10 protein-coding genes are annotated in these 16,178 nt (G+C 71.7%); 6 read left to right on the top strand and 4 right to left on the bottom strand.

The window, feature by feature from the left end:
- The 3 genes from xdhB to VJ693_RS25680 all read left to right on the top strand — a co-directional run.
- Nucleotides 1-2,085 (top strand): xanthine dehydrogenase molybdopterin binding subunit (gene xdhB / locus VJ693_RS25690; RefSeq protein WP_324159028.1); only part of this gene is annotated, 2,085 nt, incomplete at its 5' end.
- A 132-nt stretch (nucleotides 2,086-2,217) separates the two neighbouring features.
- Entirely contained in the window at nucleotides 2,218-3,009 is a 792-nt protein-coding gene (gene xdhC / locus VJ693_RS25685; protein ID WP_324159026.1) for a xanthine dehydrogenase accessory protein XdhC, read from the top strand.
- A gap of 166 nt (nucleotides 3,010-3,175) precedes the next feature.
- Nucleotides 3,176-3,949, top strand: coding sequence for a sulfite exporter TauE/SafE family protein (locus VJ693_RS25680; RefSeq protein WP_324159024.1), 774 nt, complete (start codon nucleotides 3,176-3,178; stop codon nucleotides 3,947-3,949).
- A gap of 120 nt (nucleotides 3,950-4,069) precedes the next feature.
- Here the strand turns inward: VJ693_RS25680 and VJ693_RS25675 are convergent, their stop codons facing one another.
- Complete coding sequence (locus VJ693_RS25675; RefSeq protein ID WP_324159022.1) at nucleotides 4,070-4,858, bottom strand: Crp/Fnr family transcriptional regulator; 789 nt, start codon at nucleotides 4,856-4,858, stop codon at nucleotides 4,070-4,072.
- 217 nt (nucleotides 4,859-5,075) lie between these two features.
- Here VJ693_RS25675 and VJ693_RS25670 point away from each other — a divergent pair, with 217 nt between their 5' ends.
- A complete protein-coding gene (locus VJ693_RS25670; RefSeq protein ID WP_324159020.1) occupies nucleotides 5,076-8,060 on the top strand; it encodes a PAS domain-containing protein in 2,985 nt (994 codons plus the stop codon).
- A gap of 29 nt (nucleotides 8,061-8,089) precedes the next feature.
- On the opposite strand, the gene VJ693_RS25665 is transcribed toward VJ693_RS25670, so the two are convergent.
- The 3 genes from VJ693_RS25665 to uraH all read right to left on the bottom strand — a co-directional run bounded on the left by VJ693_RS25665 (nucleotide 8,090) and on the right by uraH (nucleotide 14,248).
- Nucleotides 8,090-12,592 carry a PA14 domain-containing protein gene (locus tag VJ693_RS25665; protein WP_324159019.1) on the bottom strand — a complete coding sequence of 1,501 codons (4,503 nt, stop codon included), beginning with the start codon at nucleotides 12,590-12,592 and terminating at the stop codon, nucleotides 8,090-8,092.
- Between the two features lie 103 nt (nucleotides 12,593-12,695).
- Nucleotides 12,696-13,901, bottom strand: coding sequence for a urate hydroxylase PuuD (locus VJ693_RS25660; RefSeq protein WP_324159017.1), 1,206 nt, complete (start codon nucleotides 13,899-13,901; stop codon nucleotides 12,696-12,698).
- Nucleotides 13,901-14,248 carry a hydroxyisourate hydrolase gene (gene uraH, locus VJ693_RS25655; RefSeq protein ID WP_324159015.1) on the bottom strand — a complete coding sequence of 116 codons (348 nt, stop codon included), beginning with the start codon at nucleotides 14,246-14,248 and terminating at the stop codon, nucleotides 13,901-13,903. The genes VJ693_RS25660 and uraH overlap by 1 nt, the downstream gene beginning before the upstream one ends.
- A 100-nt stretch (nucleotides 14,249-14,348) precedes the next feature.
- Here uraH and VJ693_RS25650 point away from each other — a divergent pair, with 100 nt between their 5' ends.
- Both VJ693_RS25650 and puuE read left to right on the top strand, forming a co-directional pair.
- Nucleotides 14,349-15,107: a GntR family transcriptional regulator gene (locus VJ693_RS25650; protein ID WP_324159013.1), complete on the top strand. Its 759-nt coding sequence runs from the start codon at nucleotides 14,349-14,351 to the stop codon at nucleotides 15,105-15,107.
- Nucleotides 15,104-16,048 carry an allantoinase PuuE gene (gene puuE, locus VJ693_RS25645; protein ID WP_324159011.1) on the top strand — a complete coding sequence of 315 codons (945 nt, stop codon included), beginning with the start codon at nucleotides 15,104-15,106 and terminating at the stop codon, nucleotides 16,046-16,048. Before VJ693_RS25650 ends, puuE begins: the two co-directional genes overlap by 4 nt.
- The last annotated feature ends 130 nt before the right edge of the window (nucleotides 16,049-16,178 follow it).

The following is a 16,178-nucleotide window of genomic DNA, read 5'->3' as shown; positions in this document are numbered from 1 at the left end:
ATCCTCGCCGACGGCACCTTGCGCTACCTCGGCCAGCCGGTGTTCGCGGTGATCGCGACGAACCGCGAGGCCGCGCGGCGCGCCGCCGCCCAGGCCAAGCAGGTGCTGCGCATCGAGCCCTTGCCGGCGCAGTTGTCGGTGCGCGACGCCCATGCGAAGGGCGACTACGTGGTGCCGCCGATGCACCTCACGCGCAGCCAGTCCGCCGATGGCGAAGCCGGGGTGAAGCGCGCCATCGCCACGGCACCGCACCGTCTGAACGGCAGTTTCTCGCTCGGCGGCCAGGAGCAGTTCTACCTCGAGGGCCAGATCTCCTACGCGCTGCCGCAGGACGACGGCGGGCTGAAGATCCACTGTTCGACCCAGCACCCGAGCGAGATGCAGGCCTCGGTCGCCCATGCGCTGGGCCTGGCCGCCCACCAGGTGCTGGTCGAGTGCCGGCGCATGGGCGGCGGCTTCGGCGGCAAGGAGTCGCAGTCGGCCCAGTTCGCCTGCATCGCCGCGCTGGCCGCACGGCAACTGAATCGCCCGGTCAAGCTTCGGCCCGACCGCGACGACGATTTCCTCGTCACCGGCCGCCGCCACGGTTTCGAGTTCGACTGGGAAGCGGGCTTCGACGACGAGGGCCACGTGCTTGGCCTGGAACTCACGCTGCTCGGCCACGCCGGCCACTCGGCGGACCTGTCGCCGCCGGTGATGACGCGTGCGATCTGCCACGTCGACAACACCTACTGGCTGCCCGAGGTCGCGATCCACGGCTACCTGCCGCGCACGAACACGCAGAGCAACACCGCCTTTCGCGGCTTCGGCGGGCCGCAGGGCGCGCTGGTCACCGAGGTGATTCTCGACACGATCGCGCGCCATCTGCAGCGCGACCCGTTCGAGGTGCGGCGAGCGAACTGGTACGGCACGGGCGAGCGCAACACCACGCCGTACCGGCAGACGGTGGCCGACAACATCATCGAGCCGCTGACCGAGGATCTGCTCGCCGCCAGCGGCTACTCGGCTCGCCGCGCCGAGATCGCGGCGTTCAACGCATCGAGCCCGGTGCTGAAGAAGGGCCTCGCGTTGACGCCGGTGAAGTTCGGCATCTCGTTCAACGTCAACCACTACAACCAGGCCGGCGCGCTGGTTCATGTCTACGTCGACGGCTCGGTGCTGGTGAACCACGGCGGCACCGAGATGGGCCAGGGCCTGAACACCAAGGTGGCGCAGGTCGTCGCGCACGAGCTGGGCCTGCCGCTGGAGCGCGTGCGCTGCACCGCGGCCGACACCAGCAAGGTTGCCAACACCTCGGCCACCGCCGCCTCGACCGGGTCGGACCTGAACGGCAAGGCGGCGCAGGAGGCGGCACGCCGCATCCGCGACCGGCTGGCCGTGCTCGCCGCGAAACTGCTCGGCACGGGACCGGCACACGTGCGCTTCGAGAACGCCCAGGTGACGGCGCCGAAAGGCCGTGCGATCGAGTTCGATGCGCTGGTGCGCGAGGCCTACCAGGCCCGCATCCAGCTCTGGTCCGATGGCTTCTATGCCACCCCGGGCCTGCACTGGGACCGCGCCACGCTGACCGGCCGACCGTTCTACTACTTCGCCTACGGCGCCGCGGTCAGCGAGGTGCTGCTGGACACGCTGACCGGCGAATGGAAACTCGCGCGCGCCGACCTGCTGCACGATGTCGGCACCTCGTTGAACCCGGCGATCGACATCGGCCAGATCGAGGGCGGCTTCGTGCAAGGCATGGGCTGGTTGACCAGCGAGGAGCTGGTCTGGCACCCGCAGACCGGCATGCTGCTGACCCACGCACCCTCGACCTACAAGATCCCGACCGCCAACGACGTGCCAGTCGCCTTCACGACGCGGCTTTACGCCAACCGCAACACCGAAGACAGCATCCACCGCAGCAAGGCCGTCGGCGAGCCGCCGCTGCTGCTGGCCTTCTCGGTCTTCCTCGCGCTGCGCGACGCGGTGGCGGCCTGCGGCGCGCCGGGTTGCCAGCCACCGCTGTCGGCGCCGGCGACGCCCGAGGCCCTGCTGCGGGCGGTCAATGCCGTGCGCGGCGTGACTCAAGATGCGGCTGGACGTTAGTCTGTCTGCTGGTGTGGGGCTCGGGCCCGGGTTTGGGCCGCCTGCGCTGGTCGTGGCGAGCAGCGCGGCGGCGGTGCCCCCGTTCTCCGGCCCACGCGCGACCGTCGAACGCATGCCGCACTGACCACCAACATGCTCGATCCCGATAGAGCGACCGTCGAAAGGTGGGTGACCTGCGGCCGGCCCGCGATGCTGGTCGAAGTCATCGCCGCGCGCGGCTCGGTGCCGAGGGAAGCCGGCACGCGCATGCTGGTCAGCGCGGACGATGTCGCCGGCACGATCGGGGGCGGGCACCTCGAGTGGCAGGCCATTGCGCGCGCACGCGAGCGGCTGGCGGCCGACGATATCGCGCCGCTCGACTGGCCGGTCGCCCTCGGGCCGTCGCTCGGCCAGTGCTGCGGCGGCGCGCTGACGCTGCGCTTCACGCCGCTGGACGAAACCACCCTCGCCGCCTGGCCGGCCGCGCCGCCGCGCTTTCGCCTGCATCTGTTCGGCGCCGGCCATGTGGGCCGCGCGCTGGTGCAGGTGCTGGCCGGCGTGCCCTGCCAGATCGTCTGGGTCGACGAGCGCGAGGCCGAGTTTCCGGCGGGGCCGCTCCCGGGCCACGTCGAGCGCGTCTGCATCGAGCCGGTCGAGGCCGAGGTCGCGCAGGGCTGCCCGGGCGACTTCTACCTCGTGATGACCCACAGCCACGCGCTGGATCTGGTGCTGGCCGACGCCATTCTGAAGCGCGCCGACTTCGGCTGGTTCGGCCTCATCGGCTCGGCCAGCAAGCGCGCCCGCTTCGAGCACCGGTTGCGCGAACGCGGCATCGCCGACGCCCTGCTCGCCCGCATGGCCTGCCCGATCGGGCTTGGTGACATCGCAGGCAAGCAGCCGGGTGTCATTGCAGTGTCCGTCGCGGCCCAGTTGCTGGCCGTCTAGACGGCTGGCGCGTTTACCGCGGATATGCGGAATTCGAGCTTCGATATCCGCTTTTCGCATGTTGACACCCCCACAATGCACGAGCCCGAACGGGGGACTGCGAAGGCACATCCCGGATTGCGCGCTCAGACACGAACGAACGGGAGCCCTCGTGGAAATTGATGGAATGAGATCCGTCGCCGGCCTGCTGGTCGGCACCGTTGTCGGCATCACCGGCGTCGGTGGCGGCGCGTTGATGACGCCGATCCTGGTGCTCATGTTCGGCATCGCGCCGCAGACCGCGGTCGGCACCGACCTGCTCTACGCCTCGATCACCAAGATGTTCGGCGTGGCGGTGCACCACAACCATGGCACCGTGGACTGGGGCATCGTGCGGCGCCTGGCCATGGGCAGCCTGCCCGCCGCGGCCGCCACGCTGGCCTGGATGCACTATGGCGATGCCCACCAGATCAAGAGCGGTTTCATCATCACCGCGGTCGCCATCGCGCTGATCATCACCGCGCTGGGCATGTTGCTGAAGGACTGGCTGCACCGCGTCGGCCGCAGCCTGCGCGTCACCGACGAGAGCTACTTCAAGCACCTGCAACCCGCAGCCACCGTCGCGGCCGGCGTTCTGCTCGGCGTGCTGGTCACCTTGACCTCCATCGGCGCCGGCGCCCTTGGCACCGTGATGCTGGTCTACCTGTACCCGATGCGGCTGAACGCCAGCAAGCTGGTCGGCACCGACCTGGCCCACGCCATCCCGCTGGCGCTGATCGCCGGCCTGGGGCACCTGTCCCTGGGCAACGTCGACTACGGCCTGTTGATCAGCCTGCTGCTAGGCTCCATCCCCGGCGTGCTGATCGGGTCGTTCATCAGCACCCGCGCGCCGCTGACCTTCATCCGCTACGCGATCGCGATCGTCCTGGGCGCCGTCGCCATCAAGATGTTCACCGTCTGATTGGGCCCCCACGCCCCCTTCCGGGGGCTGCCCCCCAAGGGGGGCTCGCGCAGCGGACCGGCGAAGCCGGATCCGCGCACGCCACTTGATGGGCGGCGCTCCTTCGGAGCGCCTTTCTCTTTATGCCCCAGCGAGGCGGGCCAGGGCGGCGCGGTCCAGGACGTGGACGGTGTAGCCGGCCACCGCGATCACGCCGCGCGACGAGAAGTTGCGCATTAGGCGCGACAAGGTCTCGGGCGTGATCGCCAGCTGCGAGGCGATGTCGCGCTTGCGCAGCGGCAGCTGCACCACCCCGCGGCCGGGGGCCTCGGGCAGCGGCTGAAAGCGCGCCAGCAGCCAGGCCGCCCAGCGGGCCGGTGCGTCCTGGTGCATCAGCGCCTGGGTGCTCAGCGCCAGCACCTGCGATTCGCGCGCCAGCGCGCGCATCAGCCGGCGTGCCAGCGCCGGGCTGTGGTCGATCTCGGCGCCGAGCGCGGCACAGTCCAGCTCGATCACGGTGGCCGGGCCGAGCACCCGGGCATCGTGCGCGTGGGCCTCGCCCAGCCAGCCGGCGCTCACGTCCAGCCAGGCCGGGCCCTGCAGATGGCGCTCGGTGCGGAACTGGCCGTGCGCGTCGGGCCCGCCCAGCGCGGCGTCGCCCTGGCACAGGATGACCAGCGCGGTCGCGGGCGTCCCGCGGTGGAACACGGTGTCGCCGGCTTCCAGGCGCAGGGCGCGTGCGATGCCATTCAGTGCCTGGGCCTCGTCGGCCGGCAGCGCGACCTCGCCGAACAGGCGGCCCCAGCATCGCGCATCGGGCAGCACGGACTGGTCGACCTCGGTCGACGTCGGCATCGCAACCGGCCGGGCCGAGCCGGCACGCGGCGGCGGTGGCACGGTGGGCGCAGCACGCAGGCGAAGTGAGGGCATGTTCACGGCATCTTTCCCGGGCGATCTTTTGCCTTCGGAATGTCCTGTACGGCGGCCGGGTCGGGGTTGCGCCAAGTCAAGCCGATGGCGGGCTGCGCACGGCTCCCCCCCACGCTGGAGTCCCCCGGGCACCACCCGATCACGGTGTGACGGGCTGCACGCCCCGGCGGGCGGGCGCGGCTTGTCGCCTGAAACCGCCCCATGCTGTAATGGCCCGATGGCCGCGCTGTACGGCGCCTTCCTCGAGCATGCGTGGGTCGCCATTGCCGGGGGCGCGGCCGCCGCGGTGGCCACCCTGCTTGGACTGCTGTGGGCGATCGGCATGCGGCGGGTCGTCGCGCGACGCACGCGCGAGCTGGTCGACGAGCGCCAGCGCCTGCTGACCCTCGTCAGCACCCTGCCCGACCTGGTCTGGGTCAAGGACCTGCAAGGCGTCTACACATTCTGCAACCCGGCGCTTGCCCGCCTGCTCGGGCGCCCCGAGAACGAGATCGTCGGCCGGGTCGACGCCGATCTCGCCACGCCGGCCCAGGCTGATGCCTATCGCCGCAACGACCTGGCCGCGCTCGATGCCGATCGCCCCTGGCGCACCGAGCAGGCGATGCCCGATGCCACCCGGCCCGATGGCGGGCTGTACGAGGTCATCAAGACACCGCTGCGCGATTCGACCGGCCGCGTCGTCGGCGTGCTCGGCGTCGCACGCGACATGAGCGTGCAGCGCAGCACCGAGGGCCGGCTGCTGCGGCTCAATCGGCTGTACAAGGTGCTGAACGAGGTGAACGCGCTGATCGCCGCGCGGCCGGGACGGGCTGCGCTGTTCCAGCAGGTCTGCCAGGTGATCGTCGACGACGGCGGGCTGCCGCTGGCCTGGATCGGTGAACCCGACTTCGGCACGCGCGAGCTGCGCCCGGCCGCCGCCGCCGGCGATGCGAAGCCCTATGCCGAGCAGGCACATCTGTCGATCGACGACAACACGCGGGGCCGCGGCCCCGGCGGCCGTGCATGGCGCGAAGGCCGGCCGCAGGTGGCACACGATTTCGTCAACAACGCCGGCATGGCGCCGTGGCGCGAAAAGGCCCAGCGCTTCGGCCTGGTGGCAGCCGGCGGCTTCCCGATCAAGGTCGGCGACGAGACCCGCGCGGTGCTGATGGTCTATTCGCGCCAGCCCGACTTCTTCGACAACGAGCAGGTCGAGCTGCTCGGCCGGCTCGGCACCCAGCTCGGCCTGGCCTGGGGCGCCGCCGAGGCCGAGACCACGCGCGAGCAGGCGATGCAGGCGCTGCGCCAGAGCGAGGCGCGCTTCTCGGTGCTGTTCCAGACCAGCCCGATCGGCATGGCGCTGGGGCTGATCAGCGACCAGCGTTTCGCCGACGTGAACCGCGCCTGGCTGCAGATGTTCGGCTACGAGCGCGACGACGTGCTCAGCCGCAACGGGCTGGACCTGGGCCTGTGGTGCGATGCCGATACGCGCGCCGACACGCTGCAGCGCATCAAGGACTGCGGCCATGTCGACGGCGTCGAATCCCGCTTCCGGCTGCGCGACGGCACGACGCGCGAGATGGCCTTCTCGGCCGTGCGCGTGGTCATCGGCAGCGAGGACTGCATGCTGTGCAGCTTCGTCGACGTGACGCCGCAGCGCGAGGCCACGCGGCTGCTCGCCCGCCAGGCCCAGGACCTCGAAGCCGAGGTCTCGCGCCGCAGCGCCGAGCTCAACAGCATCTTCCAGGCCCTGCCCGACCTGTACTTCCGCATGGCAGCCGACGGCACCATCCTCGACCACCGCGCGAGCCGGCCGGAGGACCTGGCCGTGCCGCCCGATCAGCTGCGCGGCCGGCGCATGCCAGACCTGCTGCCGCCCGAGGCGGGTGCGGCGATGGCGGGCGCGCTCAGGCAGGTGGCCGAGGGCGCGCCGATGGTCGCCGTCGAGTACGCGCTGCCGCTGGAGGGCGGCGAACGCCACTTCGAGGCCCGGCTGCTGCCCACCCGCGGCGGCGAGGTGGTCGCGGTGGTGCGCAACATCTCGGATCGCCGCGCGCTCGAGCAGGAGCGCGAGGCCGCGCGGCTGCAGGCCGAGCGCGTCGCGCGCCAGCGCAGCGAGTTCCTGGCGACGATGAGCCACGAGATCCGCACGCCGCTGAACGGCATCCTCGGTTTCGCGCAGCTCGGCCACGAGCAGGCCGCCGGCACCCCGGCGCAGGCCGGCTACGCGCGCATTCTCGAATCCGGCCGGCTGCTGCTGGGCGTCGTCAACGACGTGCTCGACTACTCGAAGATCGAGGCCCAGCGGCTGGACATCGAGTCCATCCCGGTCGATCCGGCGGCGGCCACCGAGAGCGCGGTCGACCTCGTGCGCGACCAGGCCGCCACCAAGGGCCTGGACCTGACGGTGACACTGGGCGCCTGCCTGCCCGCGGCCTGCCTGACCGACCCGCTGCGGCTGCACCAGATCCTGGCCAACCTGCTGTCGAACGCGGTCAAGTTCACCAACCACGGCGGCATCGGCGTCTGGGTCGGGCGCGATGGCGACACCCTGGTCCTGCGCGTCAGCGACACCGGCATCGGCATGAGCGAAGACCAGGTCGCGCAGCTCTTCGTCGCGTTCCGCCAGGCCGATTCGTCGACCACCCGGCGCTACGGCGGCACCGGGCTGGGCCTGGCGATCAGCCGCCGGCTGGCCGAGCTGATGGGTGGCCGCCTGCAGGTGCGCTCGTCCCTCGGCCGGGGCAGCGAATTCGAGCTGCGCCTGCCGCTGCGCGAGGCCCGCCTGCCGCCCGCGGCCGCGCCGCGGCCGGCGCTCGAGAATGGCGCCGAGGGGCCGCTCGCGGGCCTGCGCCTGCTGGTGGCCGAGGACAACCCGGTCAACCAGCTGGTGATCGAGGAGTTGCTGCGCCGCGCCGGCGCCACGGTGCAATTGGTCGGCGACGGCGTGGCGGCAGTCGATCAGGTGCGCGCGCAGCCGGGCGGCTTCGACGCGGTGCTGATGGACGTGCAGATGCCGCTGATGGACGGCTTCGAGGCCACGCGCCGGATCGCCGCGCTCGCGCCGGGGTTGCCGGTGATCGGCCAGACGGCCCACGCGATGCCGGAAGAGCGCGAGCAGTGCCTGGCCTGCGGCATGGTCGCCCACGTGGCCAAGCCGATCGAGATGGAGCGGCTGGTGGCGACCCTGCGGGCCATCACCGGAGCGCCGCGATCCGCCTGATCCGGCCCGCCGCGCCGCCGGCGGCGAACTCACTCCGGGTAGAGCCACTCGGCCGGCACGGCGACGTAGCCGGCGGTGCCCGGCGGCTTCCAGCGCAGGCGGATCTCGGCCGCGCCGGTGTTGTCGAAGTAGTCCAGCTGCAGCGGCACGCGCTGGCCGGCGGCGAGCTTGATCTTCTTCGACGCGTTGGTGGTCGCGGTGTGGCTGGTCCAGTTGGCGATCAGGCGCACGCCGTTGACCCACAGGCGCAGGCCGTCGTCCGACACGGTCTGGAAGGTGTAGACGCCGGTCACCGGCACCTCGAGCGTGCCGGCCCAGCGCACCGAGAAGGCATCGGGCCGCACGCCCGGGCCGGCCGAGCCGGTGCCCCAGTCGAAATCGACCGCCTCGGTGCGCGTCAGCACCGGCGTGCCGGCCAGCTTCTTGTTGTTGAAATACCGGCCGGCCAGGCCCGTGCCGGGCACCGGCGGGCCGGCCTCGTCGCTGCCGAGCTCGCGCAGGTAGGCCACGAGGTTGGCGAGGTCGCCGGCGCCTAGCACCACCCCACGGTGCGCGCTGACCGCGGCCTCGAGCGTGGCCGCCGAGCCGTCGTGCAGGTAGGGGGCACTGGCCCAGACGTCGCGCAGCGTCGGGATGTCGATGCCGACCAGCGGCCCGCCCAGGCGCTGGCCGCTGGTCGGCTTGATCGTGCCGACATCCTGCAGCCCCAGCGTGGCCGACAGCGTGAAGCCGGCGCCACCGTGGCAAGCGCCGCAGGCCTGCGCCCGGAACACCTCGCGGCCGGCCATGGCCGCCGTGCTCGGGGCGCCGCCGGCGCCGCGCCAGGGACTGGCGTCGAAGGCGGCCAGCGAGGCGACGTAGGCCGCCAGCGCATCGAGCTCGGCGCTGAGGCCCGCCTTGAGGTCGCCCAGCGGCTGGCTGCGCGTGCCGGCGAAGTAGGCGGCGTCGCTCATCAAGCCGGTGCCGCCGGCCAGTCGGCGGATCTGGCCTTCGAAATCCTGCAGCTCGTCGAAGTTGCCACTCCAGTGCAGCAGGCCTTGGCCCATCGCGGCGCGGCCGCGCAGATTGATCGTGTTGCGCAGGCCTTCGCCGGCATCGGCCATGTCCCACACCCGGCCGTCGCTGCCGCCGTCGCGGTGGCAGGCGGCACAGCTGAGATAGCCGTCGCGTGCCAGCCGTGGGTCGCGGGCGTCGTAGAAGAGCTGCTTGCCCAGCAGCACCGCGGGCGCGAGCGGCTCGGTGGCGATCGTGTTCATCGGGCCGAGCGCGGGCACGCTGAGCTGGCCCTGCAGCAGCAGCGGCTTCAGGTCGAAGGCGCTGACCGTGCGGTCCATGAAGTTGCTCGCGAACAGCGTGAGCCCGTCGGGCGACAGCGCCAGGCCCTGCGGCGCGCGGCCCGCGTCCAGCCGCAGCAGCTGCTGGCGCGAATGGGCATCCAGCACCGCGACCTCGCGGCTGGTCTCGAGCGCGACGAAGAGGAAGACGCCGGTCGGGTCGAACAGCGCCGCGCTGGCCAGGCCCGCGTTGTCGTGGTCGATGCGGCCGGCCAGGTCTTCCTGCTGGGTGGCCAGCACGATGCGCGAGCTGACCGCGCGCACGGTGTTCTGGAAGTTCAGCGCCAGGCCATCGCGCTGCTGTCCGCGCAGCACGTTGTCCTGCTTGGACGGCACGAAGGCCTGGGTGCCATCGGGGCTCAGCGCCGGCGCGCCGAGGTAGTTCGGGATGCCGCGGCCCTGGTTCTCGGCGTCGGGCCGGTCGCTGTGCTGCAGCACGATGCTGCGCAGGAGGCTCATGGCCGCGGCGTCGACGACCCGGATCTCGCCACCCGTGGACGGGCCGGGGGTCACGGTGGCGGTGGCTTCGCCCGGCAGCGGCGCGGTGACGAAACGCACCACGTAGACGGTGGCACCATCGCCGCTGACGGCGAGCCCGCCCGGTTGCGGCCCCAGCGCCAGCGCGCCCGTCTGCGCAAAGGTGGCCGTGTCCAGCCTCAGCAACTGGCCGCTTGCCGCCAGCGTGACGAAGGCCTGCGTGCCGGCCGGTGACATCACGATGGCCTGCGGCTGCGAGGCGCGCGGCAGCATCAGCGTGGCGGCCACGCTGAGGCTCGCCGGGTCGATCACGCTCAGGCTCGCGCCGCGCTGGTTGGCGACCCAGATGCGCCCGTCACCCGCGCGCGCCAGCGACCTCGGCGAGGCGCCGACGGTGATCTCGGCCAGTCGCGTGCGGCTGACCGCATCGAACACCGAGACGCTGTCGCTGTCGGGGTTGACCACCCACAGCCGCGGGTTGCCGCCCCCGGCCGGTGTCTCGGCGACGATCGTGCTCGACTGCGTCGGCAGCGCCCCGCTGACCGGCAGTTGCACGCGCTGCACGAAGCCTTGCGCGATCTGGCGGCCGGCCCCGTCGCGCACGCTGACGGTTACCGTGAAGACGCCGGCGCGGCTGTAGACGTGACTGGCGCGGCCGTCGGGCAACCAGGGCGTGTCGGGCGTGCCGTCGCCGAAATTCCACTTGAACTCGATCTGGTAGCCGCTGGCGCTGGCGCTCACGTCGAGCTGCGTGCCCACCAGCGCCGGCGTCGGCGGCGGCAGCGGCTCGAACTGCGGCGGCGCGCTGCCGCTGACCTGCCAGACGATGTTCACGCTCGCGCTGTTGTAGCCGTCGGTCACGCCCAGCACCACGTCGTAGCTGCCGGTCGCGGTGGGCGCGCCGGTGATGTGGCCGGTCGCCGCGTTCATCGCCAGCCCGGGCGGCAGGCCGGCGGCGCTGAAGCGCAGCGCATCGCCGTTGGGGTCGGTGGCCGTCACGGCCAGGTCGAGCTCGTTGCCCAATGGCGTGTCCTGGTTGCCGGGCGAGTTCAGGACCGGCGTGACCTCGGGGTTGGCGATGGCCGCCACGCCCAGGTTCAGGATGCGCGCGGTCGACGGAACGCCGGCCGTGTCGAGCACGAACAGCAGGTAGTAGCCGGGCGGCACGTCGCCGGCGTGCGTCGGCGCCTGCGCATAGAGGCGGTGGGGGTCGCTGCCGTCGACGCGGAACGGCAACTCGACGAAGCGCTGGTCCATGTTGACGCTGTGCGTCACCGAGCCCGTCTTGACCAGCACGACGCGCCCGATCGGGCTCCCGCTGGCGACATCGATCGGGATCGTGCGGCCGACCTGCAGGAAGTCCGGTGTGCCGACGATGGCCGGCCGGGCTGCCTCCTGGCCATCGGCGGTGAAGAGGTAGGGCGGGTGGTAGATCTCGGCGTTCAGGTTGGTCAGCGGCCCCGGCGCGCCGCCGCCGGCCACCAGCACCGTGGCATCGGGCAGCAGCAGCGCCGTCGAGTGGTACAGCCGCGCCACCGCGCCCTGCGCGCCGAGCGTCCACACGCCTGTCTGCGGATTCCAGATCTCGGCATTCAGCGCGGCGCCGGGCAGCTCGTTCCACACCGGGCTGCCGCCGGTGGCCAGCACGCGCCCGTCCGCCAGCAGGGTCGCGGTGCCCAGCTGGCGCTGCGACGACATCGCGACCTGGCCGCTCAGCACCGGCGACGGCCCGTTGATGTCGATCACCACCGACTGCGCCGCGAAGCCGCCGAACTGCAGGATGCGCCCCGGGCGGAACATCGCCGAGCTCGAGCCGTTGCCGTTGATGCCGTCGGGTATCTGGCCGACCCGCTGCACCGGCCCGCCGCCGGCCGGGTCGATGAAGTACATGCGCCCGGAGGAATCGAAGCCGAACACCCGGCCGTCGGGTGCGACGAAGTTGCGCGGGTAGTAGAAGTCGAGCGCGCTGGTGTCGATGGCAAGCAGCCGGTAGCTTCCGTTGGCGCCGCGGATCTCGGGCCGGTCGGTGCCGTCCCAGCCGCCCTGGAGGTAGACCTCGCCGTTGAGCAGCACGGTCGAGGTGCCGTACCAGCGGGGGCGGTTCGTGTCCTGCCCGCGCGTCAGCGTGTTGGTCGCCGGGTCGAAGATGCTGCTGCGGCTGTTGCCGGTGTTGGTGGTGCTGCCACCGACCCAGTTGTCGCCGTTCGAGATCACGAGCTGCGGCACGGCACCGTCGCCGTTCAGCGGCACCAGCACCTGCGAGCTGCAGAACAGGTCGGTGGCGGTGTTGTTCGGCAGCGTCTGGTGGCCGGCATCGGGCAGCTGCGCGCTGTCCCACAGGTCGTAGACAAAGTAGCCGGTCTGGCGGCCAGAGGTGTCGGTGCCATAGCTCATCACCCGGCCATCTGGCAGCAGCGCCGTGTGAATGGCGATCAGCGGCCAGTTGTACAGCGGCGAGAACATGCCTTTCTGCGCCGCGTCGGGCGGGATCGGCTTGCCGTTCGGCGCGGCGAGGGCACGCATCCGGCGCGCCGCCGACGGGGCGGGCGCCGTGGCTGCGTCGGGCCGCGCCGACCGCGCGGCCGGCGTGGGTTCGTCGCCACCGCCGCAGGACGAGGCCAGCAGCGCCGCGGCCAGCATGGCAGGCAGGCAGCGCCGCACCGCCGCACCGGTGTGTGCCGGCCGGTGGCGCCACCGCGCCGGCCCTGCCCCGTGGTTCATTTTTCGCCCTCCAACCGCGCCTCGTGGCCGAGGCGCGGTCAAGCGGCGATCGTGTACCTTTCGTTACCCCACCGACACCCTGCGAACGCGGGAGGACACCGCATCAGGGCTGGCCGGCCTCGAACCAGCGCCGGATCAACGCGCGCTCGTCGTCGGTGATCCGTGTCGCGTTGTTCAGCGGCATCAGCTTGAGCACCACCGCCTGCTGGTAGACGGCTTGCGCATGCTGGCGGATCAGCGCCTCGGTGTGCAGCGCGACGCCCTTGTTCTGCAGGCCGGCGTTGTGGCAGAGCATGCAGCGCTGCGAGATCACCGCCTGCACCTGCGCGAACCGCACGGGTTCGGCGCCCGCCGCCTGCGCCGCGGGCCGCGCCGGCGCCAGCCACCACGCGAGCAGGCCGATCAGCAGCACACCGGCCGCGGCGATTTCCCACGGGGGCGCGACGCCTTGCCGCTTCGCCGCGTGGCGGGCCACGAAGAAGTGCCGGATCAGCGCGCCGGCCATCATCAGCGCCAGCAGCACCAGCCAGTTGTACCGGGTCTGGGTGAGCCAGCCATAGTGGTTGGACAACATCGCCACCAGCACCGGCAGCGTGAAGTAGGTGTTGTGCACGCTGCGCTGCTTGCCGCGCCGGCCGTGCACCGGGTCCACGGCCAAGCCAGCGCGCAGCTGCGCCACCACCTTGCGCTGGCCCGGGATGATCCAGAAGAACACGTTGGCGCTCATCGCGGTGGCGATCGCCGCACCGACGAGCAGAAAGGCCGCGCGGCCGGCGAACCAGCGGCAGGCGAGCCAGGCCGCCAGCGCCACCAGCAGCAGCACGCCGAGCGCGACGATGCGGTCGCCGCCCTCGCGCTGGCCGAACACGCGGCACAGCGCGTCGTAGGCCAGCCAGAACACGACCAGGAAGCCCAGCGCGACCGCCCCCGCGGTGGCCGGCGCCCAATCGACGAGCGACTTGTCGACGAGGAAGGTGCCGGCGTTGAACAGGTACAGCACCGTGAACAGGCCGAAGCCGGTCAACCACGTGCTGTAGCTCTCCCAGTAGAACCAGTGCAGGTGCGCCGGCAGCACGCGGGGCGCGACGAGGTACTTCTGCGGGTGGTAGAAGCCGCCGCCGTGCACGGCCCACAGCTCGCCGTCGACGCCCTTGGCGGTCAGCTCGGAGTCGGTCGGCTTGGTCAGGCTCGCATCGAGGAAGACGAAGTAGAACGACGAGCCGACCCAGGCGATCGCCGTGATCACATGGGCCCAGCGCAGCAGCAGGTTGGCCCACTCCAGCCCATAGCTCAGCCAGTAGCCGTCCATCAGCTGCCGCGGTAGGTCGAGTAGGCCCAGGGGCTGGCGAGCAGCGGCACGTGGTAGTGCGCGGTGGCGTCGGCGATGCCAAAGGCCAGCACCACCTCGTCGAGGAACGGCGGCTCGGGCAAGACGACGCCGCGGGCACGGAAGTACGCCGCGACGCCGAATTGCAGCCGGTAGCGGCCGGGCTGCAGGGCCGCGCCGGCCAGCAGCGGGCCGTCGGCGCGGCCGTCGGCGTTCAGGGTCAGCGCGCGCAGCGGCGCGGCCTCGCCCTCGCGCCAAAGCGACACCGCCATGCCGGCGGCGGGGCAACCGTGCATCGTGTCGAGCACGTGGGTGGTGAGCTGGCCCATGGCGGTCCGGCGGGCGCCGCGCGGCGCATGCGGGTTGTGGCGATGAGCGCAAAGTGTATACACTTTCGCATACACCGCAACCACCGACCCGCCCGCACCGATGGCCTCGCGCAGCCCCAGCCTCAAGGTGATCCGCCCTGCGCGGGCCGCCGCGCCGTCGGCCGGCGGCGATGCGCCGACGACGACCCGGCGCATCGTCGATGCCGTCAGCGCCGCGATCGTCGAGCGCCGCCTGATGCCCGGCACCAAGCTGGCCGAGCAGCGCATCGCCGACATCTTCAAGGTCTCGCGCACCGTCGTGCGGCAGGCGCTGAACCAGCTCTCGCGCGATCGGCTGATCGTGCTCGAGCCCGGCCGCGGCGCCTTCGTGCGCCAGCCCACCGAAGACGAGGCGCGCCAGGTCTTCGAGGCGCGCGCACTGGTCGAGGCCGGCATGGTCCGGGCGCTGTGCGGCCGCGTCACCGAGGTGCAGCTGGCCCGGCTGCGCGCCCACCTGGCCGAGGAGGCCGCGGCCATCGCCCGCACGGATGTGCCCGGCCGCACGCGCCTGCTGGCCGACTTCCACGTGCTGCTGGCCGAGGCGCTGGGCAACGAGGTGCTGGCCGAGCTGATGGGCGACCTGCTGTCGCGATCGTCGCTGGTGTCGCTGATGATGCAATCGGCGCACTCGGCCGAGGCGTCGCATGCCGAGCACGTCGCCATCGTCGACGCCTTGGCCCGGCGCGATGCGCGCGCGGCGGCCCGGCTGATGGGCTCGCACCTGGGCAGCGTCGAGCGCAACCTGCGGCTGCATCCGCGTGTGGGCGACCTGGCCGATATCCTCCAGCCCGCCACGCCAACGAGGAAGAAGCGCGCATGACGACCTCTTATCCGCGAGACCTGCGCGGCCACGGCCGCCACCCGCCGCAGGCGAACTGGCCGGGCCATGCCCGCGTCGCGCTGCAGTTCGTGCTGAACTACGAGGAAGGCGGTGAGAACTCGGTGCTGCACGGCGACGCCGGCAGCGAGCAATTCCTCTCCGAGCTGGCCAACCCGGCCAGCTACCCGGCGCGGCACCTGAGCATGGAGAGCATCTACGAATACGGCTCGCGCGTCGGCGTCTGGCGCATCCTGCGCGAATTCGAGCACCGCGGCCTGCCGCTGACGGTGTTCGGCGTCTCGATGGCGCTGGAGCGTTGCCCCGAGGTCACCCAGGCCTTCGTCGAGCTCGGCCACGAGATCGCCTGCCATGGCTGGCGCTGGATCCACTACCAGAACATCGAGGAGGACATCGAGCGCCAGCACCTTGAACGCGGCGTTGCCATCATCGAGCGCCTGACCGGCAAGACGCCACTCGGTTGGTACACCGGCCGCGACAGCCCCAACACCCGGCGCCTGGTCGTCGAGCACGGCGGCTTCGAATACGACAGCGACTACTACGGCGACGACCTGCCCTTCTGGCTGCAGGTGAAAAAGGCCGACGGCACGCTCGCGCCGCACCTCGTCGTGCCCTACACGCTCGACTGCAACGACATGCGCTTCGCGCTGCCGCAGGGCTTCAGCCATGGCGACCCGTTCTTCCAGTACCTGCGCGACGCCTTCGACGTGATGTACGCCGAAGGCGACGAGCGCCCCGCGATGATGAGCATCGGCATGCACTGCCGCCTGCTCGGCCGGCCGGGCCGCCTGCGCGCGCTGCAGCACTTCCTCGACCACGTGCAGCGGCACGATCGCGTGTGGATCACGCGGCGTATCGACATTGCACGGCACTGGAAGGCGACCCACCCGTTTGGCGCCGCCACAGCCTTTGTCTGGGAATGACATGGTTGCGTGCGACGGTCGCGCTTGGGCCGGTGGCTTGGGGCACGCTCTCCGGCCCACCACGCGGGGCACGGTCTGCAGACTGCAGGCGGCTCTCCATCAACACGGTTTTCTCTTGCAGCCATGGGAG

Source organism: Ideonella sp., assembly GCF_035254525.1.
GTDB lineage: Bacteria > Pseudomonadota > Gammaproteobacteria > Burkholderiales > Burkholderiaceae_C > Ideonella.
The sequence above is the reverse complement of the archived record's forward strand: the minus strand, read 5'-3'. Positions and strand labels throughout refer to the sequence as shown.